General features: G+C 75.4%; 24 protein-coding genes. 13 read left to right on the forward strand and 11 right to left on the reverse strand.

Annotated features, from left to right (window positions below):
- The first annotated feature begins 74 nt into the window (after window positions 1–74).
- On the forward strand, window positions 75–1,100 hold the full coding sequence (locus ACZ6PY_RS17705) for a tetratricopeptide repeat protein (protein ID WP_466073381.1): 1,026 nt from the start codon (window positions 75–77) through the stop codon (window positions 1,098–1,100).
- A 4-nt stretch (window positions 1,101–1,104) separates the two neighbouring features.
- Here ACZ6PY_RS17705 and ACZ6PY_RS17710 read toward each other — a convergent pair whose 3' ends face one another.
- Window positions 1,105–2,052 carry a hypothetical protein gene (locus tag ACZ6PY_RS17710; RefSeq protein WP_466073383.1) on the reverse strand — a complete coding sequence of 316 codons (948 nt, stop codon included), beginning with the start codon at window positions 2,050–2,052 and terminating at the stop codon, window positions 1,105–1,107.
- The gene (locus ACZ6PY_RS17715; RefSeq protein WP_466073385.1) at window positions 2,049–2,429 is read right to left on the reverse strand and encodes a hypothetical protein; all 381 of its coding nucleotides are present in this window, start codon (window positions 2,427–2,429) and stop codon (window positions 2,049–2,051) included. Before ACZ6PY_RS17715 ends, ACZ6PY_RS17710 begins: the two co-directional genes overlap by 4 nt.
- 160 nt (window positions 2,430–2,589) lie before the next feature.
- Here ACZ6PY_RS17715 and ACZ6PY_RS17720 point away from each other — a divergent pair, with 160 nt between their 5' ends.
- Window positions 2,590–6,357, forward strand: a complete 3,768-nt coding sequence (locus ACZ6PY_RS17720; protein ID WP_466073387.1) for a CHAT domain-containing protein — start codon at window positions 2,590–2,592, stop codon at window positions 6,355–6,357.
- Between the two features lie 21 nt (window positions 6,358–6,378).
- On the opposite strand, the gene ACZ6PY_RS17725 is transcribed toward ACZ6PY_RS17720, so the two are convergent.
- The 3 genes from ACZ6PY_RS17725 to abc-f all read right to left on the reverse strand — a co-directional run bounded on the left by ACZ6PY_RS17725 (window position 6,379) and on the right by abc-f (window position 10,857).
- Window positions 6,379–7,920, reverse strand: coding sequence for a long-chain-fatty-acid--CoA ligase (locus ACZ6PY_RS17725; protein ID WP_466073389.1), 1,542 nt, complete (start codon window positions 7,918–7,920; stop codon window positions 6,379–6,381).
- Window positions 7,921–8,027: 107 nt separating this feature from the next.
- A complete protein-coding gene (locus ACZ6PY_RS17730) occupies window positions 8,028–9,176 on the reverse strand; it encodes an acyl-CoA dehydrogenase family protein (protein ID WP_466073390.1) in 1,149 nt (382 codons plus the stop codon).
- A 43-nt stretch (window positions 9,177–9,219) separates the two neighbouring features.
- Window positions 9,220–10,857 (reverse strand): ribosomal protection-like ABC-F family protein, encoded by a 1,638-nt coding sequence (gene abc-f / locus ACZ6PY_RS17735; RefSeq protein ID WP_466073392.1) that lies wholly within the window; start codon window positions 10,855–10,857, stop codon window positions 9,220–9,222.
- Window positions 10,858–11,127: 270 nt separating this feature from the next.
- Here abc-f and ACZ6PY_RS17740 point away from each other — a divergent pair, with 270 nt between their 5' ends.
- Both ACZ6PY_RS17740 and ACZ6PY_RS17745 read left to right on the forward strand, forming a co-directional pair.
- Window positions 11,128–12,471, forward strand: coding sequence for a glycoside hydrolase family 18 protein (locus tag ACZ6PY_RS17740; protein ID WP_466073394.1), 1,344 nt, complete (start codon window positions 11,128–11,130; stop codon window positions 12,469–12,471).
- A gap of 167 nt (window positions 12,472–12,638) precedes the next feature.
- Window positions 12,639–13,517 (forward strand): META domain-containing protein, encoded by an 879-nt coding sequence (locus ACZ6PY_RS17745; RefSeq protein ID WP_466073396.1) that lies wholly within the window; start codon window positions 12,639–12,641, stop codon window positions 13,515–13,517.
- 27 nt (window positions 13,518–13,544) lie between these two features.
- On the opposite strand, the gene ACZ6PY_RS17750 is transcribed toward ACZ6PY_RS17745, so the two are convergent.
- Both ACZ6PY_RS17750 and ACZ6PY_RS17755 read right to left on the reverse strand, forming a co-directional pair.
- Window positions 13,545–14,096, reverse strand: a complete 552-nt coding sequence (locus tag ACZ6PY_RS17750; protein ID WP_466073398.1) for a hypothetical protein — start codon at window positions 14,094–14,096, stop codon at window positions 13,545–13,547.
- A 74-nt stretch (window positions 14,097–14,170) separates the two neighbouring features.
- Window positions 14,171–14,755 (reverse strand): CGNR zinc finger domain-containing protein, encoded by a 585-nt coding sequence (locus ACZ6PY_RS17755; RefSeq protein ID WP_466073400.1) that lies wholly within the window; start codon window positions 14,753–14,755, stop codon window positions 14,171–14,173.
- Window positions 14,756–14,882: 127 nt separating this feature from the next.
- Between ACZ6PY_RS17755 and ACZ6PY_RS17760 the strand changes: the two genes are divergently transcribed.
- From ACZ6PY_RS17760 to ACZ6PY_RS17785, 6 genes are all read left to right on the forward strand, one after another.
- Entirely contained in the window at window positions 14,883–15,893 is a 1,011-nt protein-coding gene (locus ACZ6PY_RS17760) for a LacI family DNA-binding transcriptional regulator (RefSeq protein ID WP_466073402.1), read from the forward strand.
- Window positions 15,894–16,028: 135 nt separating this feature from the next.
- Window positions 16,029–16,472: a YbaB/EbfC family nucleoid-associated protein gene (locus ACZ6PY_RS17765; protein WP_466073404.1), complete on the forward strand. Its 444-nt coding sequence runs from the start codon at window positions 16,029–16,031 to the stop codon at window positions 16,470–16,472.
- Entirely contained in the window at window positions 16,469–16,795 is a 327-nt protein-coding gene (locus ACZ6PY_RS17770; protein WP_262286709.1) for a type VII secretion target, read from the forward strand. Before ACZ6PY_RS17765 ends, ACZ6PY_RS17770 begins: the two co-directional genes overlap by 4 nt.
- Window positions 16,792–17,493: a WXG100 family type VII secretion target gene (locus tag ACZ6PY_RS17775; protein ID WP_262286708.1), complete on the forward strand. Its 702-nt coding sequence runs from the start codon at window positions 16,792–16,794 to the stop codon at window positions 17,491–17,493. Before ACZ6PY_RS17770 ends, ACZ6PY_RS17775 begins: the two co-directional genes overlap by 4 nt.
- Before the next feature lie 11 nt (window positions 17,494–17,504).
- Window positions 17,505–18,341, forward strand: coding sequence for a hypothetical protein (locus ACZ6PY_RS17780; RefSeq protein ID WP_466073406.1), 837 nt, complete (start codon window positions 17,505–17,507; stop codon window positions 18,339–18,341).
- A gap of 32 nt (window positions 18,342–18,373) precedes the next feature.
- On the forward strand, window positions 18,374–19,063 hold the full coding sequence (locus tag ACZ6PY_RS17785) for a hypothetical protein (RefSeq protein WP_466073408.1): 690 nt from the start codon (window positions 18,374–18,376) through the stop codon (window positions 19,061–19,063).
- Here the strand turns inward: ACZ6PY_RS17785 and ACZ6PY_RS17790 are convergent.
- Complete coding sequence (locus ACZ6PY_RS17790) at window positions 19,053–19,946, reverse strand: hypothetical protein (RefSeq protein ID WP_466073409.1); 894 nt, start codon at window positions 19,944–19,946, stop codon at window positions 19,053–19,055. The genes ACZ6PY_RS17785 and ACZ6PY_RS17790 overlap by 11 nt on opposite strands.
- A 114-nt stretch (window positions 19,947–20,060) precedes the next feature.
- On the opposite strand from ACZ6PY_RS17790, the gene ACZ6PY_RS17795 reads away from it, so the two are divergent.
- Window positions 20,061–20,510: a VOC family protein gene (locus ACZ6PY_RS17795; protein WP_466073411.1), complete on the forward strand. Its 450-nt coding sequence runs from the start codon at window positions 20,061–20,063 to the stop codon at window positions 20,508–20,510.
- A 39-nt stretch (window positions 20,511–20,549) separates the two neighbouring features.
- On the opposite strand, the gene ACZ6PY_RS17800 is transcribed toward ACZ6PY_RS17795, so the two are convergent.
- Both ACZ6PY_RS17800 and ACZ6PY_RS17805 read right to left on the reverse strand, forming a co-directional pair.
- A complete protein-coding gene (locus ACZ6PY_RS17800; protein ID WP_466073413.1) occupies window positions 20,550–21,512 on the reverse strand; it encodes a golvesin C-terminal-like domain-containing protein in 963 nt (320 codons plus the stop codon).
- Window positions 21,512–21,676, reverse strand: coding sequence for a hypothetical protein (locus ACZ6PY_RS17805; RefSeq protein WP_466073414.1), 165 nt, complete (start codon window positions 21,674–21,676; stop codon window positions 21,512–21,514). The genes ACZ6PY_RS17800 and ACZ6PY_RS17805 overlap by 1 nt, the downstream gene beginning before the upstream one ends.
- Before the next feature lie 182 nt (window positions 21,677–21,858).
- Here ACZ6PY_RS17805 and ACZ6PY_RS17810 point away from each other — a divergent pair, with 182 nt between their 5' ends.
- Window positions 21,859–23,433, forward strand: coding sequence for an FMN-binding glutamate synthase family protein (locus tag ACZ6PY_RS17810; protein ID WP_466073416.1), 1,575 nt, complete (start codon window positions 21,859–21,861; stop codon window positions 23,431–23,433).
- A 10-nt stretch (window positions 23,434–23,443) separates the two neighbouring features.
- On the opposite strand, the gene ACZ6PY_RS17815 is transcribed toward ACZ6PY_RS17810, so the two are convergent.
- Window positions 23,444–24,061, reverse strand: a complete 618-nt coding sequence (locus ACZ6PY_RS17815; protein WP_466073418.1) for a VOC family protein — start codon at window positions 24,059–24,061, stop codon at window positions 23,444–23,446.
- A gap of 210 nt (window positions 24,062–24,271) precedes the next feature.
- On the opposite strand from ACZ6PY_RS17815, the gene ACZ6PY_RS17820 reads away from it, so the two are divergent.
- Entirely contained in the window at window positions 24,272–26,506 is a 2,235-nt protein-coding gene (locus ACZ6PY_RS17820) for a hypothetical protein (protein ID WP_466073420.1), read from the forward strand.
- The last annotated feature ends 27 nt before the right edge of the window (window positions 26,507–26,533 follow it).

Here is a 26,533-nt window from a genome sequence, read left to right on the forward strand (position 1 = left end):
GCGGTCCGGCACGGGTCCGCGCAGCCACCGGTTCCGGGGCTGCGCGGACCCGTGTCGGATGGCAGGATGACCGCGTGTCATCGCTCGCGATACCCCACGTGACCTTCCTCGGTGGACATCCGCGTCACACGGGCGAGACGACCGGGCTGACCGCCGTCCTCGACCGCTCCGGCATCGACCTGCGGCGGTCGATCCGGCGGTTCCTCCGCCTGCCCTGGCCCACCCTTCGCGGCCTGGACATCCGCACCCCGAGCCTGCTCGCCATGGCGCTCGAGGGTCGCGGCCTGCGGTCCGGCGGCGTCCACCTGGACCTGCACCTGGACCAGGGGGTGTGCCGGTTGCACGTCGAGGGCACGCCGGCGGCGGAGCTGCGGGACCGGCTCGCGGCGTGGGCGGCGGAGGAGGCGGGGCCGCCCGAGCCGCTGCCCGCCACTCCCCCGCCGCCGCCGCGCCAGGTGCGCGGTCCGGCCGACGTGGTCCGCGTGTCGCTCGACATCTGGCGGGCCGCCGGCGTCGGCCGGGAGTCCGTCCCCGACCGGAACACCCTGGCCTACCGGCTCAGCGTGGCCGAGGACCACCGCCTCGGCGGCCGGTTCACCGAGGCCGTCGCCCTGCTCGAACCCCTGGCCGCCGGGGCGGCGACGGCGTTCGGGCCGTTCGACACCGACGCCCTGACCGTCCGCAACGCTCTCGGTCAGGCCTACCTGGCCGCCGGGCAGGTCGACGACGGCCTGGACGTGCTGCGGGAGGCGGTGACGGCCGCCGAGCACGGGCAGGGCGCCGACGGCGAGCTCACCCTCGTCATCCGCAACAACCTGGCGGTCGGCTACCAGCAGGCCGGCCAGTACGCGCAGGCCATCGAGCTGCACGAACAGAACATCCGGCACAGCGAGCGCAAGCACGGGCAGCTGAGCCGGCAGACGGTCGGCCGCCGCAACAACCTGGCCGCCACCCTGGCGCTGGCCGGCTACCGGCGGCGGGCGATCGGGCTCTACTGGGAGATCCTCGACGCGCTGCCGGACGGCGCCCGCGACGACACCCTGGCGGTCACCGCCCGGCAGAACCTCGCCATCCTGCACAACCCGTCCTGGCGACCGTGACCGCTCAGGGCAAAGGCGACGACACCTCGGCCGAGCCGGCCCGGCGGGCGCGCGGCACCACGTCGTCCTTGCGGACGATGGCGGTGACCTGCTCGCCGATCTCGCGGGTGAGCCGGTCCGGGCACGGCAGTCCGAGCCGGACCGCCAGGTCCCGCCCGTACAGGTCGACGGCGGCCTCGGCCAGCTCCGCGTAGACCGCCACGGCCAGCCGGGCGCGGTAGCGCGCGGTGGGCAGCGCCACCAGACCGACCACCAGGGCCGGCCACCAGAACGCCCCGAGGGCGGCGTACAGCAGGCCCCAGCCGACCAGCCGGGCGGCCGCCCCGCACCGGTCCCGCGCGGCCGCCAGCTCGCCCCGCGCCTCGTCCGGCAGCACCAACCACAGGCGCGGCCAGCCGCTGGCCAGGTCGATGCCGTAGCCGCGGTGCACCCGGACGTCTGTCGCGTGCAGCCGGTCGCCGATCCAGGTGGGCCGCGCCGGCTCCACGAGGCAGATCGCCGACCGGCGGGCGATGGCCCGGCGCGTGCGGTCGCGCAGCGCGGTGTCGCCGGGATCGGTCAGCAGCGCGCGTTCCGCGGCCAGCACGGCGGCGTCCGCCCGCTCCCAGCGGCGGCGGCGCCGGGCGGCCAGCCGGCCCGGCACCGGCCCGGAGCCGGGCCGGCCCCACGTCCAGGAGACGAGCGCGCCCACCGCCTGCGCGACGAGCCCGGCCGCCGCCGCGCCGAGCAGGAACGCGACCGCCCCGATCAGCAGACCCGCTCCCGATCCACCGGCCGGCCCGGCGGCCAGCCCGTCCCACCACGCCGCCAGGGCGGGCCGGTCCAGCGCGTGCCGCTGGCCCAGGACGTCGGCCAGGACGACCGCGGCGGCGAACAGCGCGCCGGGCAGCAGCAGCGCCGCCGCCCACCGGGTCACCAGCTGCTTGCCCAGCTCGGCGAGGAGGGCGTTCACAACACGATCCGGCGCTGCCCGAACGGGGCGCCGGTCAGCCCGCACACCGGCCGGTCGCCGTCGCCCTCGGGGACCGCGCGGGGACACGGCAGCGGGCTCGGGCAGGCCCAGGCGACGACGGTGGGATGCCCGCCCCCGCCGAGCCACGCCTCGAACCCGCGCACGCCGGTGGTCAGCCCGTCGATGCCGTGCCGGGCGAAGGCGTCGTCGAGGCGGTCGAGGTCCTCCTCCAGGTGGTGGTCCAGGCGGCCCTGGGTGACGGCCTCCGCGATCCGGTCCAGCACGTCGGCGGCGCCGTACCGCTCGGCGTGCTGGCGCAACTGCTCACCGACGGCCTGGCGGCACAGCCGGGCCACGCGCTCCGCGACGAGTTCCAAGGCTGCTCCCCGGGCACCGGTTGGCTTCCGCCGCCACCCTATCGAGCCGGGGACACCGCCACCGTCCCCACAGGTGTGTCGCGGACGCACTTCCGCCCGCCGGCCGGGGCGGGCAGGATGGGCACCGGAGATCGCAGGCCGACGCGGGGATCGAGTGGCGATGTCGAGACGGACCACGAGTGCCGCAGTACAGCGGGTGGCGGCGGTGCTCGCCGAATACGAGCGCACCGGTGACCCGTCCGTCCTCACCGGACCGGACCTGTCGGCCGACGCGGAGCTCCTCGCCGCCGCGGCCGGTGCCCGCGGCACCGGTCGGGCGGCGGCGCGGGAGCTGGCCCGCCTCCACTGGTACCGCTACCTCGACCAGCCCGGGCTGGACGGTGTGCGGGAGCGCCGGGCGGCCGTCGTGCTGTTCCGGCAGGGGTGCCGCGACGACCCGGACGGGGTACCGGAGCTGATCCGGGACGAGCAACCCGAGACCGGCCGACCCGGCGCCCCGCGCCTGTCCGACGTCCTGCTCAGCCCGCAGCAGGCCGACCGGGTCGCGGGGCTGCGGCAGCGGTACCAGGACGGTTCCGGCACGGCCCTCCGGATGCTCGTCACGCTCTACCGGGACTGGTTGCCGCAGCTCGCCCGCGACCGCGACGAGTCCGCCGGCCTGCTCCGCGCCGCGCTGCTGACCGACCTCGCCGAGGCACTGGCGACGCTGGCCGAGGACGGTGGCGACGCCCGGACCTACGACGAGGCGCTGGACGCCCTGACGCAGGCCCTGGAGTCCACCTCGGCGCGCGACCCGCACCGGCTGCACCGGCTGCTCCGCCGCGGCCACCTGTTCACGCTCTACTTCGACCGGGGCGCCGGCCCGCGGGCCCTGGAGCTGGCCGTGGGCGACTACCGCCGGGCCGCGCAGCTCGCCTGGGGGCGCCGGCCCACCGATCCGCGGGTGGTGGCGTGGCTCGGCACGGCGCTGGGCCGGCTGCACGACGTTCCGGAGCACGCGTCGGTGGAGCTCCTGCTGGAGGCGACCGCCGCCTGGCGCGACGCCGTGCTCACCACGCCGCCGGACCAGCCGGGCGCGGCGCCGGCCCTGGAGCGGCTGAACACCGTCGCCAACCTGCTGGTCAGCGAGATCGGCGCGGACCCGGCCAGCACGATCGTCACCGCGGCCGACCAGCCGGAGGTGCTCGACCGGCTGCTGTGGCGGGCCGAGGAGACGGCCGATCGGGTCGCGGTGGACGCCGCACCGCCGGCCCTGGCCGAGCGGTACGAGGCGGCCGTCGTGCTGGCCGCCGCGGTGCCCGGCTTCCATCCGGGGCGGCCGCGGGCCCTGCTCCTGCTCGGCGAGGCGGAGCTGGCCCGCTGGGAACACGGCGGCGAGCTGGAGGGCGCGGGGCGGGCGGCGTCCTGGGCGCAGCTCGCCCTGGACGCCGCCGGGCCGGCGCACCCGTTGCGGCGGGAGGCCCTCAACCTGCTGGCGGCCGCGACGTCCCGGGCAGGGGTGCACGGGCAGGTCGAGCACCTGGTCGAGGTCGCCGTCTCCGCCGCGCGCGCGGCACTGGACCTGGCCGACGGGCAGCCGGACGTGCGTGGACAGCAGCTCGTGGTCCTCGCCGGCACCCTGTCCGACGCCGGCTGGCTCGCCAAGGATCCGGAGCTGCTGGACGAGGCGCTGCGCCACCAGCGGGAGGCGCTGGAGCAGACGCCGGCGCAGCACGAGGCGTACCCGCTGCGGCTGATGCGGCTCGCCGACATCCTGTCCCGCCGGGCGGCGCTGGTACCCGACGACGCACTGCTCGCCGAGGCCGTGGACGTCAGCCGGCGGGCGGCCGAGGCGCTGCCCGCCGACGACCCCCGACGGGTCGGTTTCCTGTACAACCACGCGAGCAGCCTGGCCCTGCTCTCGGGGCGCCGGGCCGACGAGGCCGGCCTGCTGGCGGCCGAACGCACGTTCCGCGACGCCCTCGCCCTGCTGCCGGCGGACCACCCGGACCAGCCCCGCATGGGCAGCTCGATCGCGGACACCCGGTACCAGCGGTACCTGGTGACCGGTGACCGCGACGTCCTGGCCGACGCCGTGCGACTGGCCCGGCAGGCGGTGGCGCAGACCCCGACCGGGCACCACTGGTGGGCGCTGCGGGCCGGGCTCCTGGCCCGGGCCGCGGCCGCGCTGGCCCGGACGGGCGGCCCGGACGCCGACGAGGCGAGGACCGAGGCCATCGCCACGTACGCCGCCATCGCCGCGTCGTCCGTGGTGGACGCGGAGACCGCGATCGACGCGGAACGGAAGCAGGCCGAGCTGGCCCGGGAGGCCGGCGACCCGGCGGCCCGGCTGGCCGCCCTGGAGCGGGCGGTGCGGCAGCTGCCCGCCTCGGTCGACCGGTCGGCGTCCGGGCACCGCCGGCTCGGCACGGTCGCGGCGCTCGGCGGGGTGGCCACCGAGGCCGCCGTCGCGGCGATCGCGGCCGGCGACGCCGACGGCGCCGTCGAACTCCTGGAACGCGGCCGGGGCCTGCTGTTCCACGAGGCCCTGGGCATCCGCGGCGGTCGCGTGGACCTGCGTGCGGTCGACGCACGGCTCGCCGCGGAACTCGACCGGATCGACCGGAAGCTGGCCGAGGCGGACGCCTACACGCAGATCCGGAAGTTCACCATCGAGGTGGAGCTCCGGACCGCGTCCGGCGAGGTGGAGTCCAGCTCCACCACGGACTGGGACCCCCGGCCGGTCTGGCTCGCCCAGACCCGGCAGCTGGCCGCCGAACGGGGCCGGGTGGTCGAGCGGATCCGGCGGCTGCCGGGGTTCGCCGATTTCCTGCGGCCGCCGTCGATGCCGCTGCTGCGCCAGCGGCTGGCCGGGATGCCGGTCGCCGTCGTCACCACCCACGGCGACCGGGGCGACGCCCTGCTCGTCCCGGCGGACCCGGAGCGGCCCGTTCGTGCGGTGCGCCTGCCCGACCTGCGCGCGGCCACGGTCCAGCGGCACGTCGCGACCTGGTACGCGGCGGTGGCCGACGCGACCGACCCGACCGTGCCGTTCGACCGGCGCGCCGCTGCCCAGGAGGAGCTGCACGGCATCCTGGCCTGGTTGTGGGACGCCGTCGCCGGGCCGGTGCTCGACCTCCTGGCCCCGGCGGGCGGCCCGCCGCCGCGGCTCTGGTGGTGCCCGGTCGGCCCGCTGGCCCGGCTCCCGCTGCACGCGGCCGGTCACCACCGCGAGCCGGGCGGCCGGCGTACCGTGCTCGACCGTGCGGTGTCGTCCTGGACGCCGACCCTCACGGCCCTGGCCCACGCCGGGGCGGACCGGCCGCCCCGGCCGACGACCGCCACGGCCGCCGTCGTCGGCGTGCCGACCCCGCGGGACCTGCCGGCGCTGTCCCAGGTACGCGCGGAGGTCGAGCAGGTCGCCCGGCTGATGCCCGGCTCCACGGTGCTGACCGGGACCGAGGTGGCGCAGGACGCGGTCGAGGACGCGCTGCGGGAGCACCCGATCGCGCACTTCGCCTGCCACGCCGAGGCCGACACGCGGGTCGTCTCGATGCTGACCGGCGGGCTGCGCCTCGGCGGCGGGCGCTCGCTCAGCCCGCACATGGTGGGCGCCTACCACCTGGAGCGGGCCGAGCTGGCCTTCCTGTCCGCGTGCGGCTCCGCCGCGACGCACCCCCGGTCGACCGACGAACCGCTGCACCTGGCGGCGGCCTTCCAGCTCGCCGGCTTCCGGGGGGTGATCGGCACGACCTGGCGGACCCCGGACAGCGCGCGGATCGCCGCGGCGTTCTACTCCGGACTGACCGACGGCGGCACCCGCCCGCCGGACACCGCGGCGGCGGCCCGGGTGCTCGCCGAGACGGTACGGGCCGTCCGCGACGAGTTCCCGGCGACGCCGACCCGGTGGGCCGGCCACCTCCACGTCGGACTGAACCGGCCGCTGTGAGCGCCCGGGCGCCGGTGGCGGTCAGTCCGCCGGCGGCGCGACGGTGCGGCGCAGCTCCCGCTTGAGCACCTTGTGGCTCGGCCCGATCGGCAGCGCGTCGACGTAGCGGACCTGGCGCGGGTACTTGTGGCGGCCCAGGTGCGCGCGGGACCAGTCGATCAGCTCCTGCTCGGCCGGCAGGCCGGGGCCGGCCGGGTCGGCGACCACCACCGCGCAGACCTCCTCGCCGTGCCGCGGGTCGGGCACGCCGATCACGGCCACCTGGCCGACGGCGGGGTGGCGGGCCAGGACCTCCTCGACCTCGCGCGGGTAGACGTTGAAGCCACCCCGGATGATCAGGTCCTTCTTGCGGTCCACGATGGTGATGAACCCGTCGGCGTCCTTGCGCCCCAGGTCGCCGCTGCGGAACCAGCCGTCGACCACCGCCTCCGCGGTCGCCTCGGGCCGTCCGAGGTAACCGGCGAAGACGTTGTGCCCGCGGATGACGATCTCGCCGAGCTCGCCGGTCGGCAGCAGCTCGATCCGGTCGTCCAGGTCGGCGCGGGCGATCTCCACCTCGACGCCCCAGACCGGGTGCCCGATGGTGCCGGGGCGGGTGCCGAAGTGCGGTTGGTTGGTGGTGGCCGTCGGCGAGGTCTCGGAGAGCCCGTAGCCCTCGAAGATCGTGGTGTGGAAGGCGGCGTGGAACCGTTCCAGCACGGCCACCGGCAGCGACGCCCCGCCGGAGACGCACAGCCGCAGCCGGGGCAGCGTGGCCCGGTCCCGGGCGGCGTCGAGCAGCGCCACGTACATGGTGGGCACGCCGTGGAAGACGTTCACCCCCTCGGCCAGCATGAGGTCGATGGCGGCCGGCCCGCTGAACCGGCTCAGCAGCACCAGGGTCCCGCCGACGCGGAAGGTGCCGTTCATGGCCACGGTCTGGCCGAAGCTGTGGAACAGCGGCAGGCAGCCGAGCACCACGTCGGTGTGGCGCGCGTCGTTGGCGTCGAAGACGTTGACCGTCGCGTTCATGACCAGGTTGAGGTGGGTGAGCAGCGCGCCCTTGGGCACGCCGGTGGTGCCGCTGGTGTAGAGCACCACGGCGGTGTCCTCCGCCTGGCGGGTGACGTACGACGGCTGCGCCGGCAGCGGCTCGCTCACCTCCTCCAGCCGGGACACGCCCGTCCCGCCCGGCCCGACGGTCACCAGCGGGACGCCCGCCGCCGCGGCGGCCGCGGCACCCAGGGCGAGCTGCGAGCCGTGGCAGACCAGCAGCTTCGCGCCGCTGTCGCGGAGCACGTGCACCGCCTCGTCCACGGTCAGCAGCAGGTGCACCGGCACGAGCACCGCGCCGGCGGCCAGGGCGCCGTAGTAGACCCGGGGGAAGTCGACCACGTTCGGGGCCAGCAGGGCCACCGGGTCGCCCGGGGCGACGCCCAGCTCTCGCAGGCCGGCGGCGTACCCGCGGGCCTGCCGCCACAGCTCGGCATAGCTGACCCGGAGGTCGCCGTCGACCACGGCCACGGTGTCCGGGTGCCGCCGGGCCGCCTCGGCCAGCACCATGGCCAGCGACAGCGCGGTCACCGGGCCGCGCTCCGGAGCGGGCGGCCGCTCGCCGCGGCCGGCTTCTCGATGCGGGCGTTGCTCCTCATGCCGGATGCCCTCCCGGGGGTCGTCGGTTCGTCAGGTGGTCAGAAGGCGTTGACGCCGGTGAGCGCGCGCCCGATGAGCAGTTGCTGGATCTGGCTGGTGCCCTCGTAGAGGGTCATGACGCGGGCGTCCCGCAGGTACTTGCCGGCCGGGAACTCGTCGATGTAGCCGTACCCGCCGAAGACCTGCACGGCGTTGTTGGCGGCCCGCACGGCGGCCTCGCTGGCGAACAGCTTGGCCATCGAGGCCTCGGTGGCGAACGGCTCGCCGCGGTCGACGAGGTCGGCCACCCGCCACACGAGCAGCCGGGCGGCGGCGGTGTCGACGGCGATGCCGGCGATGAGCTGCTGCACGAGCTGGTGGCCGGCGATGGGCTTGCCGAACTGGCTGCGCTGCCCGGCGTAGCCGACCGCGGCGTCCAGGCAGCCCTGCGCGATGCCGACGCAGCCGGCGGCCACCGACATCCGGCCCTTGGCCAGGGTGGCCAGGGCGAGCCGGAACCCGCCACCTTCCGGGCCGAGGCGCGCCGAGTCGGGCACCCGGACGGCGTCGAACCCGAGTTCACCGGTGGCCTGGCCGCGCAGGCCGAGCTTGCCGTGGATCGGCCGGCGGGTGAGCCCCGGGGCCCCGGTGGGCACCAGGAACGCGCTGATGCCCCGGTGCCCCGGGCCGCCGGTCCGGGCGAAGACCAGTGCCACGTCGGCGGTGGTGCCGTTGGTGATGAACGTCTTCGTGCCGGTGATCAGCCAGTCGCCGCCGTCGCGGACCGCGCGGGTGCGCAGCGCGGCCGCGTCCGAGCCGCTGTCCGGTTCGGTCAGCGCGAAGCAGCCCAGCGCCGCGCCGGAGCAGAGCCGGGGCAGCCACTCCTCCTTCTGGGCGGCCGACCCGTGCGCGGCGACGGACTTGGCGACCAGTCCGAGCGACACCGAGACGATGCCCCGGACGGCGGAGTCGCCCCGGCCGAGCTCCTCCAGCACCAGGCAGTAGGTGAGGTGGTCGCCGCCGGACCCGCCGTCCTCCTCGGGGACGGTGAGCCCCAGGAAGCCGAGTTGCCCCAGCTTCCCGACGATGTCGGGGTCCACCTCCTCCCGCCGGTCCCAGGCCGCCGCGTGCGGCGCCACCTCCCGGTCCACGAACTCGGCGGCGAGCCGGCGAGCCGCCACCTGCTCGGCGGAGAGCTGAAGGTCCATCGGCTTAAACTAGCGGCGCAAGTTTAAGTCCGTCCAGACCCGCTCAGGTCGGATCCGGTGCCGGCACCTCCCGGAGCCCGCCGGCGTCGAGCCGGAGCCACCGCCGCACGCCGATCTCGGCGAGGAACCGCTCGTCGTGGCTCACCACCACGAACGCTCCCCGGTACGCGCCCAGGGCGTTCTCCAACTGGCCCGCGCTCACCAGGTCGAGGTTGTTCGTCGGCTCGTCCAGCAGCAGCAGGTGGGGTGCCGGCTGCGCGTACAGGACACAGGCGAGGGTCGCCCGCAGGCGTTCGCCGCCGGAGAGCACGCCGGCCGGCAGGTGGGCCCGCGCGCCGCGGAAGAGGAACCGGGCGAGCAGGTTCATCCGCTCGGCCGTGGGCCGGTCCGGGGCGTACGCGGCGAAGTTCTCCGCCACGGTGCGGTCCGGGTCGAGCAGGTCCAGCCGCTGCGACAGGTACGCGACCCGACCCTCGCCGCGGCGCACCTGCCCGCCCTCCGGGTCGAGGTCCCCCTGCAGCAGCCGCAGCAGGGTGGACTTGCCGGCGCCGTTGGGCCCGGTCAGGGCGATCCGCTCGGGCCCCCGGATGGTGAGGTCCACCCCGTCCCCGGCGAAGACGGCCCGCCCGTCGTGGTGGACCTGCATCCGCTCCCCCGCCACGACCGTCCGGCCGGCCGGGACGGTCGTCTCCGGCAGGTCCAGGGTCAGCGTCTGGTCCTCCCGCAGCGCCGCACTGGCCTCGTCGAGCCGGGACTGGGCCTCGCTCACCCGGTTGGCGTGCGTCTGGCGGGACCGGCCCGCCGACTCCTGGGCGCTGCGCTTGAGCCCGCCGGCGACGATCCGGGCCAGGCCGGCGCTGTCGAGGTTGCGGGCGGCGTTGCCGGCCCGCCGTTCGGCCCGCTCCCGCGCCTGCTGCATCTCCCGTTTCTCCCGCTTCACCTCCTGCTCGGCGCCGCGCACGGTGCGCTCGGCCGCCTCCCGGGCCGCCCGGGCGGCCTCCTCGTACGCGGTGAAGTTGCCGCCGAACAGGCGCACCTCCCCGCGGTCCAGTTCGGCGATGCGGTCCATCCGGTCCAGCAGGGCCCGGTCGTGGCTGACCAGCAGCAGGCAGCCGGACCACTCCTGGAGCACCGCGTACAGGCGGTGCCGCGCGTCGAGGTCGAGGTTGTTCGTCGGCTCGTCGAGCAGCAGCACGTCGGGGCGGCGGAGCAGTTGCGCGGCCAGGCCGAGGGAGACGACCTGCCCGCCGCTGAGGGTGGCCAGCCGCCGGTCGAGCGGGACGTCCCCGAGACCCAGCCGGTCGAGTTCGGCCCTGCTGCGCTCCTCCACGTCCCAGTCGTCGCCGACGGTGGTGAAGTGCTCCTCGGCGGCGTCACCGGACTCGATGGCGCGCAGCGCCCGGAGCACCGCGTCGACCCCGAGCACCTGGGCCACGGTCAGGTCGCCGGCCAGTGGCAGGTTCTGCGGCAGGTAGCCGAGCACGCCGTCCACCGTCACGGCGCCGCCGGTGGGGGTGAGGTCGCCGGCGATCAGCCGCAGCAGGGTGGTCTTGCCGGCGCCGTTCGGCGCGACCAGGCCGGTGCGGCCGGGCGGCACGGTGAAGGACAGGTCCTGGAAGACCGGAGTGTCGTCCGGCCAGGAGAAGGAGAGGTTGGTGCACACGACACAGGTGTCGGACATCGAAGAGACCCTCGGGGTGTGAGCCGGGCAGGGCACGGCCGCCCGGATGACGAGACGGGGATGCGACGAGGTGGGCCGGGATCACCCGGAGATGTCGTCGTCGCCCGTCATGTCTGTCTCCTTCGAGTCGGCGCGCGGTCTCTCGGCGCGCGCACCCACCAGCCTAGCAACTCCGCGCGGCGCTCTTGACCTCGAATCACGACCGGCTTAGCTTCATCGATCAGAAAGGTGTCTTAACTAATCCCGCTCCGTCCCCCCGTGGGAGTGCCGATGCGACAGTTCCGCCACCGCCGCCTCACCGCCCTCGTCGCCCTGTCCACCCTGCTGGCCACCGCCGCACCACCGGGCGCCGCGAGCGCGGCCGACGCCGCGGCCCGCCGGACCGGCTACCACCGGGTCGGCTACTTCACCCAGTGGGGCATCTACGGCCGGGCCTTCCCGGTCAAGAAGCTCGACACCTCCGGGGCGGCCAGCCGCCTCACCCACGTCAACTACGCGTTCGGCAACATCAGCGCCGACGGGCGCTGCTATGTGGACGGCGGGCCGGGCGAGGGCGACGCCTGGGCCGACTACCAGCGCACCGTGCCGGCGGAGGAGAGCGTCGACGGTGTCGCCGACGCCTGGGGCGAGCCGCTCAACGGCAACTTCGGCCAGCTGGCCAAGCTCAAGGCCCGGCACCCCGACCTGAAGGTGCTGATCTCGCTGGGCGGCTGGAGCTGGTCGACGTACCTCTCCGACGCCGCCCGCACCGACGCCTCCCGCCGGGCGTTCGTCGCGTCCTGCATCGACCTCTACCTCAAGGGGAACCTGCCGGTCCTGGACGGCGGCAGCGGCGGCCCGGGCGCGGCCGCCGGCGTCTTCGACGGCGTCGACCTGGACTGGGAGTGGCCGAACTGGCCCGGCGAACCGGGCAACGTGGTCCGCCCCGAGGACCGGGAGAACTTCACCAGGCTGCTCGCCGAGTTCCGCCGGCAGCTCGACGCCTACGGGCGGCAGGTCCACAAGCACTACGCGCTGACCGCGTTCCTGCCGGCCAACCCGGCCACCATGGACGCCGGATACGAGGGCCGGAAGATTTTCCGGTACCTCGACTTCGCCACCGTGCAGGGTTACGACTTCCACGGATCCTGGGATGCGGTGACCAACCAGCAGTCGGCGCTGCGCGTGCCGGCGGGGGCGCCGGACGACCCGGACTTCTCCGCCGAGGTGGCGATCGACGGCTGGCTTGCCCGCGGCGCGCCGCGCGGCAAGCTGGTCCTGGGCATCCCCTACTACGGCCGCGGCTGGACCGGCGTGACCGGGGGCGGGGACGGCCTTTTCCAGCCCGCGGCCGGGCCGGCACCGGCCACCTTCGAGGCCGGCTACGAGGACTACAAGCAGCTCAAGACCCTCCCCGCCAAGGGCTACTCCGTCCACCGCGACCTGCGCGCCGGGCACGCCTGGTTGTTCGACGGCACGACCCTCTGGACGTACGACGATCCGGTGGTGGTGCTCCAGAAGACGCTCTACATCCGCCGTGCCGGCCTGGCCGGGGCGATGGTCTGGTCCCTCGACGGCGACGACGACAACGCGACGCTGACCAGGACGATCAGCCTGGGACTCACGACGCGGTAGCGCGGCGTGCCGCCTCCGCCGCCCGCCGCCCCTCCCGGCGACGGCGGAGGCGGTGGGTCCCGTGGATCGTCCCGCCGCCGGACCGCGCCGGTGGAACCGGCGGTCCCGCCGCCTCGTCCGAACACCGGACGCCCGGAGACGATCGGGCCGGCGGAGGGAGCGGGACGATGCGGTGCAGCAGGCACCTCGTGGTGACCGTCGCGGTGGGCACCCTGCTGGCGGGCTGCGCCGCCGGCCCGGGGGCGACCACCGGCCCACCGGACCCGAGCGCGGCTCCCCCGGGCGCCGGACCGTCCCCCGACCCGGTCGCGCTGATCGGCAACTGGACGGTGACCGCCGCTGACGGCGGCGCCGGCGTGCTCCGGCTCGCTCCGCCCGACCAGGGCGGCCTGCTGTGGTTCGACAGCTGCGGGGTGTCGACCGGAGCGTGGCGAGCGGGCGCCGGCGGCCTGTTCGTGGCCGAGCTCTCCGGGCTGTCGCCGTCCGGCCGCTCGGGCTGTCCCACCGACCCGCGGCCCGGACCGGCCTGGCTGCCCCGGGCCACCGGATTCCGGGTGACCGGGAAGACCGCGGTCCTCCTCGACGACCAGGGCCGGCAGGTCGCCCGGCTGGCGCCCGGCGCGACGCCCGACCCCGGTCGCCACCTGCTGCCGGCGCTGGCCGAGCCGCCCGTGGTCACCCCCGAGGTCCGGCGGGCCCTCGCGCCGGCCGCCGCGCTGCCGGCGGGCCTGACGCCGGCCGGCCGGGCCGCGCTGCTCGGCCGCTGGGTGCCCGCCGGCCCAGGGCGGGCGCCGGCGTACGTGGAGTTGCGTGACGACGGCGGATGGCGCGGCTCCGACGGCTGCAACGGCCAGGGTGGGCGGTGGGTCGCCGGGGCGGAGGGCGCCCTGCTCGCCACCGCCGGGCCCAGCACGCTGATCGGCTGCGCGAGCGTCCCGGTGGCGCGGTGGCTGTCCGGGGCGTCCCGGGCGGGGCTGGACGGCGACGTGCTGGTGCTCGTGGACGCCCGGGGCGGCGAGACGGGCCGGTTGCGGCGGGACGGGTGACGGGCGCGGCGCGCCGGGCGGGCGCCGTCAGCGCCGGGCCAGCTCCGACTCCAGCCGCTGGACGAGCGTCTTGCGGTCCTTGCCGCCGCGCTCGCGCCGCAGCGCGGCCCGGAGCTGGCGGGTGTCGAGGCCCCGGACCAGCTTGACCGCCTCGGTGACCGGCAGGTCCGACAGCTGCCCCGCCGAGGTGGCCTCCCGGCGGGCACGCTTCGCCGGTCCGGTGTTGGGCACGAACTGCCGCCCGGACCGCGACGCCTGCCGCTTCTTCGTGTCGGTGTCGCGCCGCTGCTCGTCCGAAAGCTGTTCCCACGCCCGTTTGGGCAGGTAACGCTCGGTCTCGCCGTCGTGGCGCGCGCGGGTGGAGCCCGACCGGGTCTGCCACTTCTCGGCGCCCCAGCGCTGCAGGGACCGCTGCCGCTGGTCCCGGGGCCCCTCGAAGCCCCCACCTTGCTTTTTGTACTCGTTGGTGAGCAGTTGCGACTTGCGCGCCGACCACTGACCCGGCCGGCCGCCCTTGTCGGACGCCTGGATCTCCTCCTTGAGCTGTGCACGGAGTTCCGGCTTCGTGTACCTGGCCATGCGGGTGGCGTTCCCAGCGACGGCGGGTCGTATGCGTCCGGCCGGCCGGATCGGCGGTACGGCCGGCCGCCGAATCAGCCGTCCCGGCCGGTGCCCGGTGTGCGGGACCGGCGGTCGCGGCGGGCGGCGTAGGCCCGGCGCATCTTGACGTAGTTGCCGCAGCCGGCCATGGAGCACCAGCGGCGCGCCTGGTTGCGGGAGGCGTCGTAGTAGGCCCACCGGCAGGTGTCCCGGTCGCACACCTTGAGCCGGGTCCACACCTGGTCCTGCGCGCACTGCCGGATGGCGTCGACCAGTGCGGCCAACGCCACGTCGAGCGGGCCGGTCCCGGCGGGAGCGAGCCGGGGGGCGCCGTCCCCGAGTGTCATCCGCACGGGCGCGGCGGCCAGGGCCTCGTCGAGGCGGCGCAGCGCGGCGGGGTCGGCGGGGTGGCCGGCGTGGCCGAGCAGCACCGCCCGCAGGCCCTCGCGGACCGTGCGGGCCACGGCGAGGTCCGCCGGGCCCAGCCGCGCGCCGGCGGGGATCAGCGCCCGCTCGGCGAGCCAGTCCCGCAGGGCGACCGGCGTGGTCAGCGACTCCTCGTCGACCTGCGGCTCGAAGGTGTTGACGAAGTCGCGCACCAGCCGCACGGCGGCCGGCACCGATGGCTCGTCAGGCACCGTGGCGCTCCTCTCGTCCACACCAGCGTAATGCCTTGACCGGTGTAGTCCGCTCTGGGATCGTCCGGTGTGTACACCAGCGAAGGCGGTTGGCTGGTGTCAGGAGCGCCGAGGCGGGAGGACGATCGTGGCCACCACGCTCAGGGACGTGGCGCGGCACGCCCGCGTGTCGGTGAAGACGGTGTCGAACGTCATCAACGACCACCCGCACGTCAGCGACGACGTCCGCCGCCGGGTGCGGGAGGCCGTCGGCGCGCTGGGCTACCGGCCGAATCTCGCGGCCCGCACGCTGCGCACCGGCCGCACCGGGCTGCTCGCGCTTGTCGTTCCCGACGTCGAGGCGCCCGGCCTGCACGGGTTGGCGCGTGAGGTCGTCCGCGCGGCGAGCGGCCAGGGCTTCCGGGTCGTCGTCGAGCACCTCGGTCCCGAGACCGACCGCCCCGCACCCCCGGCGCACGCCGGGGCGCCGCCGGGCGTCGACGCCGTCCTGCTCGGCGCGGACACGGTGCCGCCGGGCCTGATCGACGCCCACCTCGGCACCGGCACTCCCCTCGTCCTGCTCGGCGAGAGCCGCGATCCCCGCTGCGACCAGGTTGCCCTCGACGGCGCCCGCGCCGCCGCGGACGCCACCGAGCACCTGCTGCGCACGGGGCGACGGCGGATCGCCGCCATCGGCGCCCGGCCGGACGAGGCCACCGGGCCGGAGCAACCCCGCACCCTCGGCTACCGGCGGGCGGTCCGCCGGGCCGGACTCGACCCACCCGCCGGCTACCTGCGGGCCACCGCCCAGCACCGGTACGAGGACGGCTATCGGGCGGCCCGGTGGCTGTTCGCACACGAGCACCGCCCGGACGCCGTCCTCTGCTACTCCGACCGGCTCGCCATCGGCGCCCTGCGGGCCGCCGCCGACGCCGGGCTGCGGGTGCCCGCCGACGTGGCGGTGATCGGGTTCGGTGACAGCGAGGAGGGCCGCTACTCCCGACCGTCGCTGACCTCCGTCTCGGTCGACCCCGCGTTCCTCGCCCGGAAGGCGGTCGCCCTGGCCACCGCCCGGCTGGACCGCCCGGACGCCCCGCCCACCCGGATCACCGCGCCGCACACGGTCCTGCCCCGCGAGAGCACCCGTCCGGCCCGCTGAGCACCCACCCCGGTCCACTGTGGCTTTGTCGTGCCATCCGAATGTGAAGGGGTGTTCTACAATCGACGCCGCCCCGCGAGGCGCTGGGGATCAGCAGTCCTCACGGGATCCGGGCCTACTCGGGGGAGGCACATGGTGAGCGGGGCTCTGAGCGGCGGCGTGCTGGACCCGGACGGCGCCATGGACCAGATGCGCGCCTGGAAGGGCCGCATCGACAAGCTCGCGGCCGACACGAAGGCGATGAGCGACCGCCTCCAGGAGCTGCGGGTCATGGCCGAGGACGACAACGGCCTGGCCGAGGTCACCGTCGACTCCAGCGGCGCGCTGCTGGACCTGCGCCTCGGCCGGCAGATCCAGCGGGTCTCCCCCGAGGTGGTCGCCCAGGCGGTCCTGGACGCGATCCGGCGGGCGAAGGGGCAGCTCGCCGAGCGGTCGCAGGAAATCATCGCCGAGACCGTCGGCACCGAGTCGGCGGCCGCCCGGGCCATCGCCGAGCGGGTGGGCCGGCAACTGCGCCCCGACCCGGAACCCGGTTCGGGCGAGCCCGGCTCCTACGACGGCCACGGCTGGCAGCGGTGAGCGGCCCGGCCGGCTGGACGGCCGACCCCGAGCAGATCCGCGCGCACGCCGCGTACGTCGAGGGGTTGCGCGCCCGGTTCGACGCGGTCCGCGGCGCGAGCGCGCACATCGCGCGGGACGACCAGGCGTACGGGCTGCTCTGCGGGTGGATCTCCGCGATCCTGGAGGACCGGCACACCCGCCAGGACGAGCTGGTCGCCTACGTCGACGAGAACCTCAGGCTGGTCGCCGACGGCCTGCGCCGCACCGCCGACAGCTACGACGGTGTGGACGGTGACGCGGCGAGCTCGATGGAGGCGATCAGCCGGCGGTTGCGGGCATGACCGACAACTCGCTGGTCGCGGACGTCCGGTCCACCCGGGAGGTGTGGACGGGTTCCTCGCTGGCCGACGGCGTCGAGGGCCTGGTGGACGCCATCCGCAGCGAGGGCTGGGTGGACGACCTGCTCGCCGGGGCGGCCTTCGGGCTGGACGTCGCCGCGACGGTGCTGGACCCGTTCAGCGCGCTGCTGGCCAACGGCATCGGCTGGGCGATGGAATACTTCGAGCCGCTGCGGGAGATGCTCGACTGGCTCACCGGCATGCCCGACGTCGTCGCGTCGCACGCGGCCACCTGGGACAACATGGCCGGCCACCTGCAGCGGATGGCCGCCGACCTGCAGGCGCACCTGGCCGGCGACCTGCCCGACTGGCGGGGGCACGCCGCCGAGGCGTACCAGTCGCTGATGAAGAACAACGTCGACGCGATCGCCGGTCTCGGCGGGGCCTCGGCGGCGATGGCGGCCGCGACGCAGGCCGCCGGGAACCTCGTCTCGTTCACCCGCGACATCGTCCGTGACCTCATCGCGGACCTCGTCGCGCGCGTCGTCGTGTGGGCGGTCGAGGCGATCTTCGTGGTGACCATTCCGGTGATCGCCGCGCAGATCACCGCCGCCGTGCTCAAGTGGGCGGGCCGGATCCTCAGCTACACCACGGCACTCGTCACCAGCCTCACCAACCTGTCCAAGCTCGTCAACGGCTGACCGGGGGGATCGTGGCGAAGCCCAGGGGACCGCACGGCGGCACCGGCGACGGCGGCGACGGCGGGGGCGTCCGCGACGGCGACGGCGGGGATGTCAACGACGGCGGTGTGCCGCGGCAACGGGGCGGCGGGTCGCACGGCCGGCCCACCACCGTCGCCGAGACCCACCGGGCGGTCACCGAGGCGGCGGAGAGCGGCCGGCCCGGCGGCCCGCGGTCGACCGACGGCAGGTCCACCGAGGGGGATGCCGACGCGCAGCGCCCGCAGAACGACCCGGAGCTGGACAAGCACGACGAGAAGAGCCTCGAGGAGATCGGCAAGGCACGCCGGCAGATCGCCGGCCAGCTCCAGGAGATGGTCGACGACGCCTGGGACCACGTCGACCAGAACCGTGACTCGATCCTCCAGCGGGAGGGCTACCAGCGGCAGCGGGAGAAGCTCATCGAGAAGGGCTATCCCGAGGACGTGGCGGACCTCATCGTCGAGCGGACGGCGATGGGCACGGAGGCACACCGTGGGCTGGCCAACGCGATCGACAGCGAAGCGACCACCATGCTCGACCCGGAGACGGGCTTCCGGCTGCGTACCGAGGTCGGGTACGACGCCCAGGGCGTCGAGACGCCGAAGGTGACCGACCAGGACTTCCGGCCGGACGTCATCCTGGAGCGGCAGTACCGTGACTCGGCGACCGACGAGCTGGAATGGGAGGTCGCGCACGCCTACGACCTCAAGACCGGTCTGAAGACCGGCATCGAGCCGAGCTGGGCCAACAAGGTCCAGCGGGTGCTGGACCTGCCCGAGCCCCCGGAGGAGCTACGGCCGACGCAGCGACCGCTGAGCGTAGACTGACCGGGCCCGGCCACCGACGGCGAAAGGTGCGTATGTCCTCTGTCGACGCGGCGCGGCGGTGGCGGCGGATCCTCTCCGAGCTGCGCCCCGACCTGCCCGGCGAGTGGTCACTGCGGGGCGACGGCCTCGACACGGTGCTGGCACGGGAGCCGCTGGGCTGGTCGCTGGCGTGGATCGGCTGGTCCGGTTCGCCCACCCGACCCGTGGGCTGGGTGGCCGCCGGGGTGCAGCCGCTCGTGGCGCCCTTCACCAGCTGGATCATGACGTACGGCGTCCGGATGGACGAGGCCCGCTCCGGGCCGCCGACGGTCGACCTGTCCGCCGACGAGGCGGTGGACCAGGCGCGGCGGTTCGTGCTGGACGCCGGCCTGGAGAAGATCGACAAGTGGCCGGCCGAGCGGCTCGCCGACGTGGCCGAGCGGGACTTCGCCCAGGACCCGCGCCGGCGCCGGACGCACTGGCACCAGCTGCCCGGCTGGCGGGTGGTGAACGGCACGGCGTCCCCCGTGGAGCCGGCCACCCAGCTCGCCGAGCTGTGCCGCGACCGGGCCGCCGGGTCCTCCGGCACGGGCGCCCGGCAGCTGGCCGAGCAGGCCGCGTTCTACGAGGGGCTCGTGCGCGCCTGGCACGACGGGGAGCGCGACGCCGCGCTGGGTTTCCTGACCGCGCAACGGGATCAGGCGCTGGCCGCCCGGAAGCTCGACACGTCGCTCACCCCGTAGGCCCGTCCAGCCGCGCCACGACCGGCGCCAGTGCCTCCGGCAGCCGCACCGGCACGACCCCGCCGTCCTCCGCCGGCCGGACGCGGACCGGGTGGAACTCCCCGGCGTACCACCAGAAGACCTGGTCGGAACAGGGATCGGCGGCGGACGCGAACAGGGAGCCGGTCAGGCGGTGCACCGCCACGGCGGCCTCCCGCACCCGGCCGTCCACCGGGTGCAGCAGCACGGCGCCGTACTGTGGCGCCGCGACCAGCGCGCCGTGCTCGGCGCCCTCGGGCAGGAACCGCTTGACCGACATGAGCGCGGTCGTCACGAAGGGGTTGCCGTCGGCGGCGAGCAGGCGCACCGAGCCACCGGTCGGCAGCTCGTGGTCCCGCACGTCGAGAGTGGTCAGTTCCCGCTCCACGGTCTGCCGCACGGCGATGCGCACCAGTTCCGCGGGCTCGCGGTCCAGTCGCGCGGCCTGGGCGAGGGTCAGCAGGTCCAGCCGCTCGGGCCGGTTCACCACCACCACCGCGGTGAAGTGGTCGCCGAACGGCATGGCCAGATAACTGTCGGCCTCCGTGGTCGCGGCCGCCGGGGTGAGACGGAGCCGGAGCTGCTCGACGTCGACCGGCCCGAGGTCGGCGGAGACGCTGTCCGGCAGCTCCCGGCGCACCGCCGCGACCCAGTCGGCCACCAGCTCCGGCCACGCCTGCCGGGGCTGGTCGAGGCAGCTGCGCAGCAGCGGGACCAGGGAGACCCGGGCCCGGCCGCCGGGGACGGCGACGACGATCTCGTCGCGGTCCGCCGCGACGCGGGCGCCCGGCAGTCGAGCCGGCAGCGCGTCCTCGACCAGGGTGCGGACGTTGCCCATCAGGTCCATGTTCTGCGCCGACGCCACGCTGCATTCATACCATCGGCCCGCGAACCGCGGCGAACCCCGGAACCGGCACCGCTCCGGCGGGGTGTGGCCGCCGTGCACCCGGGTAACCGGCGGGCCGAGGGAGGGGGCGTCGTGACGGATGAGGCACCGGACTACTTCCAGCCCGAACACGGCCTGGTCGTCACCCACCTGCTGATCGTGCGGGACGTGGACCGCTCGCGGGAGTTCTACCGCCATGTCCTGGGCGCCACGGTGGTGCGCGACCGGCGGCCCGCGGTGCTCCGCCTGCACAACAGCTACCTCGTGCTGAACGACGAGGGTGGCCCGACCGACGACAAGCCGACCGTGACGGCGCGGGCGCCGGCCGATCCGGACACGCTCAGCGGCGCGCTCAACATCCGGGTCACCGACGTCCGGGCCGTCTACGAGCTGTGGCGTTCCCGGGGCGGGGAGTTCCTGACCGAGCCGAAGGACCACGGGGTGGAGATCCGGTGCTACCTGCGCGACCCCGACGGGTACCTGATCGAGCTGGGCCAGGGCACCGGGATCCTGGCCGAGATGGGCCGGCCCGTGCCGGGTTGACCCCGGCCGGGCGGCTGCCGGCCGGGGCCCGCTGGGCGGTCAGACCCGGGTGAGCCGGACGGCGTCGGCGATGACGAGGCCGCTGGCCGTGGTCCACCGGCTCACCGCCACCCGGTTGGCGTCCCCCGCCGGCAGGGCGAAGGTGCCGAGGGTACGCCACTGGCCGCCGGTGGCCCGCTGGTCGACGGTGACGGTCCGGTTGCCGGTCGTGGTGGCGACGATGTACGGCGTCGCGCCGTTGTAGCCGGCGTTGGCCGGCCACCAGGCGTCCACGCGGTAGTTGCCGGCGGCCGGGACGTTGAACCGGTACCAGGCCGGGTCGCTGGCGGCGACCGGGTCCGCGTAGCGGTAGTCCGCGCCGTAGCGCTGCCCGGAGTAGGACGAGACGCCCCAGCTCGCGCCGGCGGTGAAGCGCCCGGCGGTGGCGTTGTCCACGATCGAGGACCAGGCCGGGGCGCCGCCCATCTTGGCGGCGACGTCGGCGCGCATGACGTTCAGGTCGATGAAGGACGGGTCGATCTTGCCGGTGGTGCTGGTCTCCCGGTGCCCGCGCGCGTAGCTGGCGTCCCGGCCGAGCCGGGTGAGGACGGCCGCCGTGGCGGCGACGGAGGCGTCGTACTGGGCGGCCGTCATCTCCTGGTCGACCCCGTTGTAGTCGATCTCCCAGCCGATCAGCATGGTGTTGCCGTCGCCGGCCGGGATGGGTCCGCTGCCGCCGCTGGTGCCGGCGTGGTTGCAGCGTCCGGCCGAGATCACGTGGAACACGCCGTGGTAGTCGACGAGCGCCTGGCAGAGCGGGCCGGCCAGGTCGGGCCGGCCGTTGATGCAGATGTTGAGCGCCGGATGCGGGTTGGTGGCGCTGGAGGTGGACGCCGTGTGGTGCCACAGCACGCCGATCGGGTCGAAGGAGCCGGGGCGCATCCGGTTGAGCCAGTCGCCCTCGACGACGACCTGCACCCCGGCGCCCCGCAGCACGTCCACCAGCCAGGGGATGGTGGCCATCAGGACCGACCGAGCAGGTCGGCCAGGCACTCCGGCCCAGGTGCGGTGGCCGGGGCGGCGGCCGCCGCGCCGGGCCGGCTGACGACGGCCAGCGCGGCGGTCACCAGGGCGGGGATGCCGAGCAGTCCTCGGCGGCGCAGGCGGACGGTTCGTGGCGTGGGCATGGCACTCCTTCAGCGACCGGTCGGGGAACGTTGGGCGGACGCTATACCGTCACGAACGTCTATGTCGATACCCTTCAAGGGCGTTCCCGTTGGTGAAGGAAATTGGCAGCCGGCGGGCCACCGGCGCCCGGGGCGGGGACGCTCCCCGTTTGGCCGGCGGCGATCCCGGAAAGAGTGGCGGCATGAGCTGGGCCCGTAGAGCCGTACCCGCCGCCGTGGCCGCCGTCGCGGCCCTCGCCGCACGCGACCTGCTGCAACGCGACCACGCGCTGCTGCGCAACTTCCCCGTCCTCGGTCGCGCCCGCTACCTGCTGGAGTCGATCGGGCCCGAGCTGCGCCAGTACATCGTGGCCGGCAACAACGAGGAACGGCCGTTCACCCGCGACCAGCGGCGCTGGGTGTACGCGTCGGCGAAGCAGGAGAACAACTACTTCGGGTTCGGCACGGACAACGACATCGAGTACACCCCCGGCTACCCGATCATCAAGCACCGCACCTTCGGGCGGGCCGTGCCGCCGTCCTCCCCCGGCGCGGCGCACGACGTGACCCTCCCCTGCGCGAAGGTGCTCGGCGGCGCCCGGGGGCGGGCGCGCGCGTTCCGCCCGGAGTCGGTGGTCAACATCTCCGGCATGAGCTTCGGCTCGCTCTCCGGCAACGCCGTCGAGGCGCTCAACCGGGGCGCCGCACTGGCCGGCTGCCTCCAGAACACCGGCGAGGGCGGGCTGTCGCCGTACCACCGCAACGGCGGCGACCTGATCTTCCAGATCGGCACCGCGTACTTCGGCTGCCGGGACGAGCGCGGCCGGTTCGACCTCGCCCGGCTGAAGGACCTGGTGGCCGGCGCACCGGTCCGGGCGCTGGAGATCAAGCTCAGCCAGGGCGCGAAGCCGAGTTTGGGCGGGCTGCTGCCGGCCGCGAAGGTCTCCGCCGAGATCGCCGCCACCCGCGGGGTCCCGATGGGCCGTGACTGCGTCAGCCCGTCGCGCCACGCCGAGTTCTCCGACTGCGACAGCCTGCTGGACTGGGTGGAGCTGCTCGCCGCCGAGACCGGCCTGCCGGTCGGCATCAAGTCCGCCGTCGGCGACCTCGGCTTCTGGGAGGAGCTGACCACGCTGATGCGCGACACCGGCCGCGGCGTGGACTTCGTGACCGTCGACGGCGGCGAGGGCGGCACGGGGGCGGCGCCACTGATCTTCACCGACTCGGTGTCGCTGCCGTTCCAGCAGGGCTTCTCGCGGGTCTACCGGGTCTTCGCCGAACGGGACCTGCACGAGCGGGTGGTCTTCGTCGGCGGCGGCAAGCTCGGGCTGCCGGACAACGCCGTGGTGGCCTTCGCCCTCGGCGCCGACCTGGTGAACGTCGGCCGGGAGGCCATGCTGGCGATCGGCTGCGTCCAGGCGCAGAAGTGCCACACCGACACCTGCCCCACCGGCGTGGCCACCCAGAACCCCTGGCTGGCCCGGGGCCTCGACCCGGCCCGCAAGTCGGTACGGGCCGCCAACTACGTCCGGACGCTGCGGCGCGACCTGGTCAAGGTCGCTGAGGCGTGCGGCGTCGAGCATCCCGGCCTGATCGACACCGGTGCCATCGAGATCCTCGACGGCCGCACCGCCTCGACCCCGCTGGACCAGGTGTACGGGTACCGCCCCGGCTGGGGGCTGCCGTCCGGCGCCGACCGGGCCGAGATCATCCGGCTGATGACCGCCGAGGCGCCGCAGGGCGGCAGCGCGCCACCCTCCCCGACCGCCGTCGGCTGATCAGGAGCGGTCACGTGGGCAGTTCCTCGCCCGTCTGCTCGCGCACCAGGTAGGCCGCGTACCAGTCGGGCCAGTTCTCGTCCGTCGCGCCGATGCGCTTCTCGTGCTCGCCGTGCGCGGCGGCGGCACGGCGGAGCGCACCGGCCAGGTCCGTGGCCGAGGTGTACGAGGTCACGTCGGCCGCCATCCGCCCGGGCAGCCGGGTCGTGATCTCCTGGAGCAGCCACTCGTTGCCGTCGGGATCGGTGAACGAGGCGCGGGAGACGTAGCTGCGGCGCTCCGGGTCCCGGCCGCCGACCGGGCCGGCCGGACCCACGTGGAAGACACCGCTCACGTCGACGCCGACGGCGATCAGCTCGCCGCGGGCGGCCTCGATGTCGGAGACCACGAGGTACCCCTTCGCCGAGCCGGGTGCGGCGGCCGTGAGGGTCGGGCCGAACTGGATCGAGCACCCCGAGCCCGGCGGCGTGAACTGGACGACGCCCGGCGGGGTCCGGTCGAGCCGCCACCCGAGGCGCCCGTAGAACTCCTTCGCGCGGTCGACGTCCGCCACCGGGAGGACGACCACCTCGAGCTTCACATCCGTGCTCCGGCTCGCGTCGTCGCTCCGGACGTCCGTCGCGCTCATCGCGGCCTCCCTGGACTCGGTCGGGCGGCAGGGCCTCCGCCCGCCACGTTACTGCTCCGGCAGCCGCCGACCGCCCGGTTTCCCGGCATCCCGCCGCCCGTCCGCGGCCGCCTTGAACCGGCGCGGAACGGGTAGACCGGACCCCCGGGTACGGGCGCGCGGGCGCCCGGCGCCGGCCACTGCCACGGGAGATCAATGTCGGACACGCCGATGAGCTCGGACGAACGGCCGGTCGAGGTCGTGGAGTTGCGGGTGCACGGCGTCTCGGGCGCCGCCGCGGAGCAGGTGCTGGACCGGCCGAACGTGCACCAGGTGGCCGGCGACCGCAGCGGCGGCTTCTACCGGCCGCGGGCCGGCTACCCGGACACGACCGGGTCGGGCGGCGTGCTGATGGAGGCGTACCTGTGGCGGGACCTTCCCTCCGGCAAGGCGGTCCGCACGCTGTCCCTGGTGTTCCTGCTGCCGTTCATGCTCGGCAACATGGCGATCTGGATGCGCCCGCCCGGCGCCGGGTTGCCCGCCGCCACCGTGAAGGCGCTCTGCCGGCTGCTCGCCCTGACGTTCACCGCCGTCTACGTGCTCGCGGTGGCCGGGGTGACGCTGGATCTGATCGCCTGGAAGTGCATGGGCTCGCCGCGGTGCCTCACCGGGCGGAGCTGGCTGTCCTGGCTCGGCGAGCGGCCGGCCGGGCTGCGTCTGGCGGTGCTCGCCCTGGTACCGGTCGCGGCGGTGGCGCTGGTCTGGCGGCTGAGCAGCCGGCCCGGATGGACGTACTCGACGTTCCGCGGCCCGGCCACGGCGGCCGGCGAACACCAGCTCACGGCGGTCGGCCAGTGGGACGCCGCGCCGCTGGTGTCCCGGCTGCGGGCGATCCACGTCGCGGCGGCCTTCGCCACGCTGGACGCCGTCCTGCTCGCCGCGCGCTCCGCCGGGGGGCGGGCGTCCGTCGTGACCACCGCGCTGGTGGTGCTGACCGCGATGATGCTGGCCACGTGCGCGGTGCTGGTCTGCGCCCATCCGCTGCTGGACCGCACCACGCCGGCCCCGGGCGTCGAGCGGAGCCTGCGCCGCCTGCGGACCGCCGCCTGCCTGCTCACCGTCGCCACGGTGGTCGTCGTGGCGGCCGAGCCCGCCCCCTGGGCCGCCCGGACGGGACTGCCCCGGTACGGGGAGATCGTCACCATCCTCTTCGCGACGCAGACCGGCCTCCTGGTCGTCCTCGGGGCGGCCGTGCTGTGGGCGCGCACCCGGCTGCCGGGCCGGTCGCGCCTGCGTGCGCTCGGCTCCCCGGTCATCGACGCCGTCGCCGCCGGCCTCGGGGTGGCCTACTCCGCCGAGCTGGTCTACCGGGTGGCGGACCTGCTGGACCGGAACGCGCCCACCGCCGAGCGGCTGGCCACCAGCCCGCCGCTGGCGTACAAGTGGGCGATCTTCGGGTTTTTCCTGGCGGTGACTGTCGCCTCGGTGACCGGCGTGGTCACGGCGCTGGCCTCGGGGCCCGCCCGCCGGCGCGCCGCCGCCGGCATCGTGGCCCGCGACCACCCGGACGCGCCGGCCGAGGCCGCCGAGCGGCTGCGTCAGGTCGAACAGGTCATCGCGCGGGCCCGGTTCACCGAGCGGGTGACCCCGCTGGTCCTCACCTACGCCGCTCTCGCCGGGCTCGGCCTGGCCACCAGCACCCTCGGGCTGGCCCGCTGGTATCCCGGGACCGTGATCGACCGGTGGACGCCGATCCCCGCCGACCTGGTGAACTTCGGTATCGGCCTGGGCAGCTACGTGATCGCCGCGGCGATCCTGGCGCTGGTCCTGGGCGGCCTGTTCGCCTACCGCACCCCCGAGTTCCGCCGCTACGTCGGCGTGCTGTGGGACCTGGGCACCTTCTGGCCCCGCGCCGCGCACCCGTTCGCGCCGCCCTGTTACGCCGAGCGGGCGGTGCCCGAGCTCAGCCGCCGGATCAGCTACCTGACCGGGCAGGGGCGGACCGTGCTGCTCGCCGGGCACAGCCACGGTTCGGTCCTGCTCGCCGCGACGGTGCTGCAACTGCCGCCGGAGGTCTGCGCGCGGGTGGCGCTGCTGACGTCCGGGTCGCCGCTGTCCCGGCTGTACGCCCACTGGTTCCCCGCCTATGTCCACCCCGAGGTGCTTCAGGAGATCGGCCGGCGGGTCGGCTGGCGGTGGATCAACCTGTGGCGGGACACCGATTCGATCGGCGGATGGGTGTTCTCCCCCCACCGGCCGGGGGAACCGCCGGCGGTCGGCGGGCCGGCGGGGTCGGTGGACCGGCGGCTTCGGGACCCCATGGACGTGGTCGCGCCGCCCAGTGACACCGTTCCACCGCCGCTCGTCCGGCACCTGCCCGGCGCGTCGGATCCGCGGCACAACGCGGCCGTCCGCGAACTGGCCGACCGGCTGCGGGACGCCGCCCCCGGCCCGCCGACCGGTTGACCCCGCGCCGGACCGGGTCGGCGTACC

Source organism: Micromonospora sp. NPDC048907, from assembly GCF_055586885.1.

Coding starts and splice junctions, on each gene's coding strand:
- abc-f (WP_466073392.1), bottom strand. CDS start 10,857: ATGTCCGACACCTGTGTCGTGTGCACCAACCTCTCCTTCTCCTGGCCG.
- ACZ6PY_RS17815 (WP_466073418.1), bottom strand. CDS start 24,061: ATGAGCGCGACGGACGTCCGGAGCGACGACGCGAGCCGGAGCACGGAT.
- ACZ6PY_RS17800 (WP_466073413.1), bottom strand. CDS start 21,512: ATGGCCACCATCCCCTGGCTGGTGGACGTGCTGCGGGGCGCCGGGGTG.
- ACZ6PY_RS17785 (WP_466073408.1), top strand. CDS start 18,374: ATGTCCTCTGTCGACGCGGCGCGGCGGTGGCGGCGGATCCTCTCCGAG.
- ACZ6PY_RS17775 (WP_262286708.1), top strand. CDS start 16,792: ATGACCGACAACTCGCTGGTCGCGGACGTCCGGTCCACCCGGGAGGTG.
- ACZ6PY_RS17740 (WP_466073394.1), top strand. CDS start 11,128: ATGCGACAGTTCCGCCACCGCCGCCTCACCGCCCTCGTCGCCCTGTCC.
- ACZ6PY_RS17820 (WP_466073420.1), top strand. CDS start 24,272: ATGAGCTCGGACGAACGGCCGGTCGAGGTCGTGGAGTTGCGGGTGCAC.
- ACZ6PY_RS17750 (WP_466073398.1), bottom strand. CDS start 14,096: ATGGCCAGGTACACGAAGCCGGAACTCCGTGCACAGCTCAAGGAGGAG.
- ACZ6PY_RS17745 (WP_466073396.1), top strand. CDS start 12,639: ATGCGGTGCAGCAGGCACCTCGTGGTGACCGTCGCGGTGGGCACCCTG.
- ACZ6PY_RS17720 (WP_466073387.1), top strand. CDS start 2,590: ATGTCGAGACGGACCACGAGTGCCGCAGTACAGCGGGTGGCGGCGGTG.
- ACZ6PY_RS17805 (WP_466073414.1), bottom strand. CDS start 21,676: ATGCCCACGCCACGAACCGTCCGCCTGCGCCGCCGAGGACTGCTCGGC.
- ACZ6PY_RS17730 (WP_466073390.1), bottom strand. CDS start 9,176: ATGGACCTTCAGCTCTCCGCCGAGCAGGTGGCGGCTCGCCGGCTCGCC.
- ACZ6PY_RS17810 (WP_466073416.1), top strand. CDS start 21,859: ATGAGCTGGGCCCGTAGAGCCGTACCCGCCGCCGTGGCCGCCGTCGCG.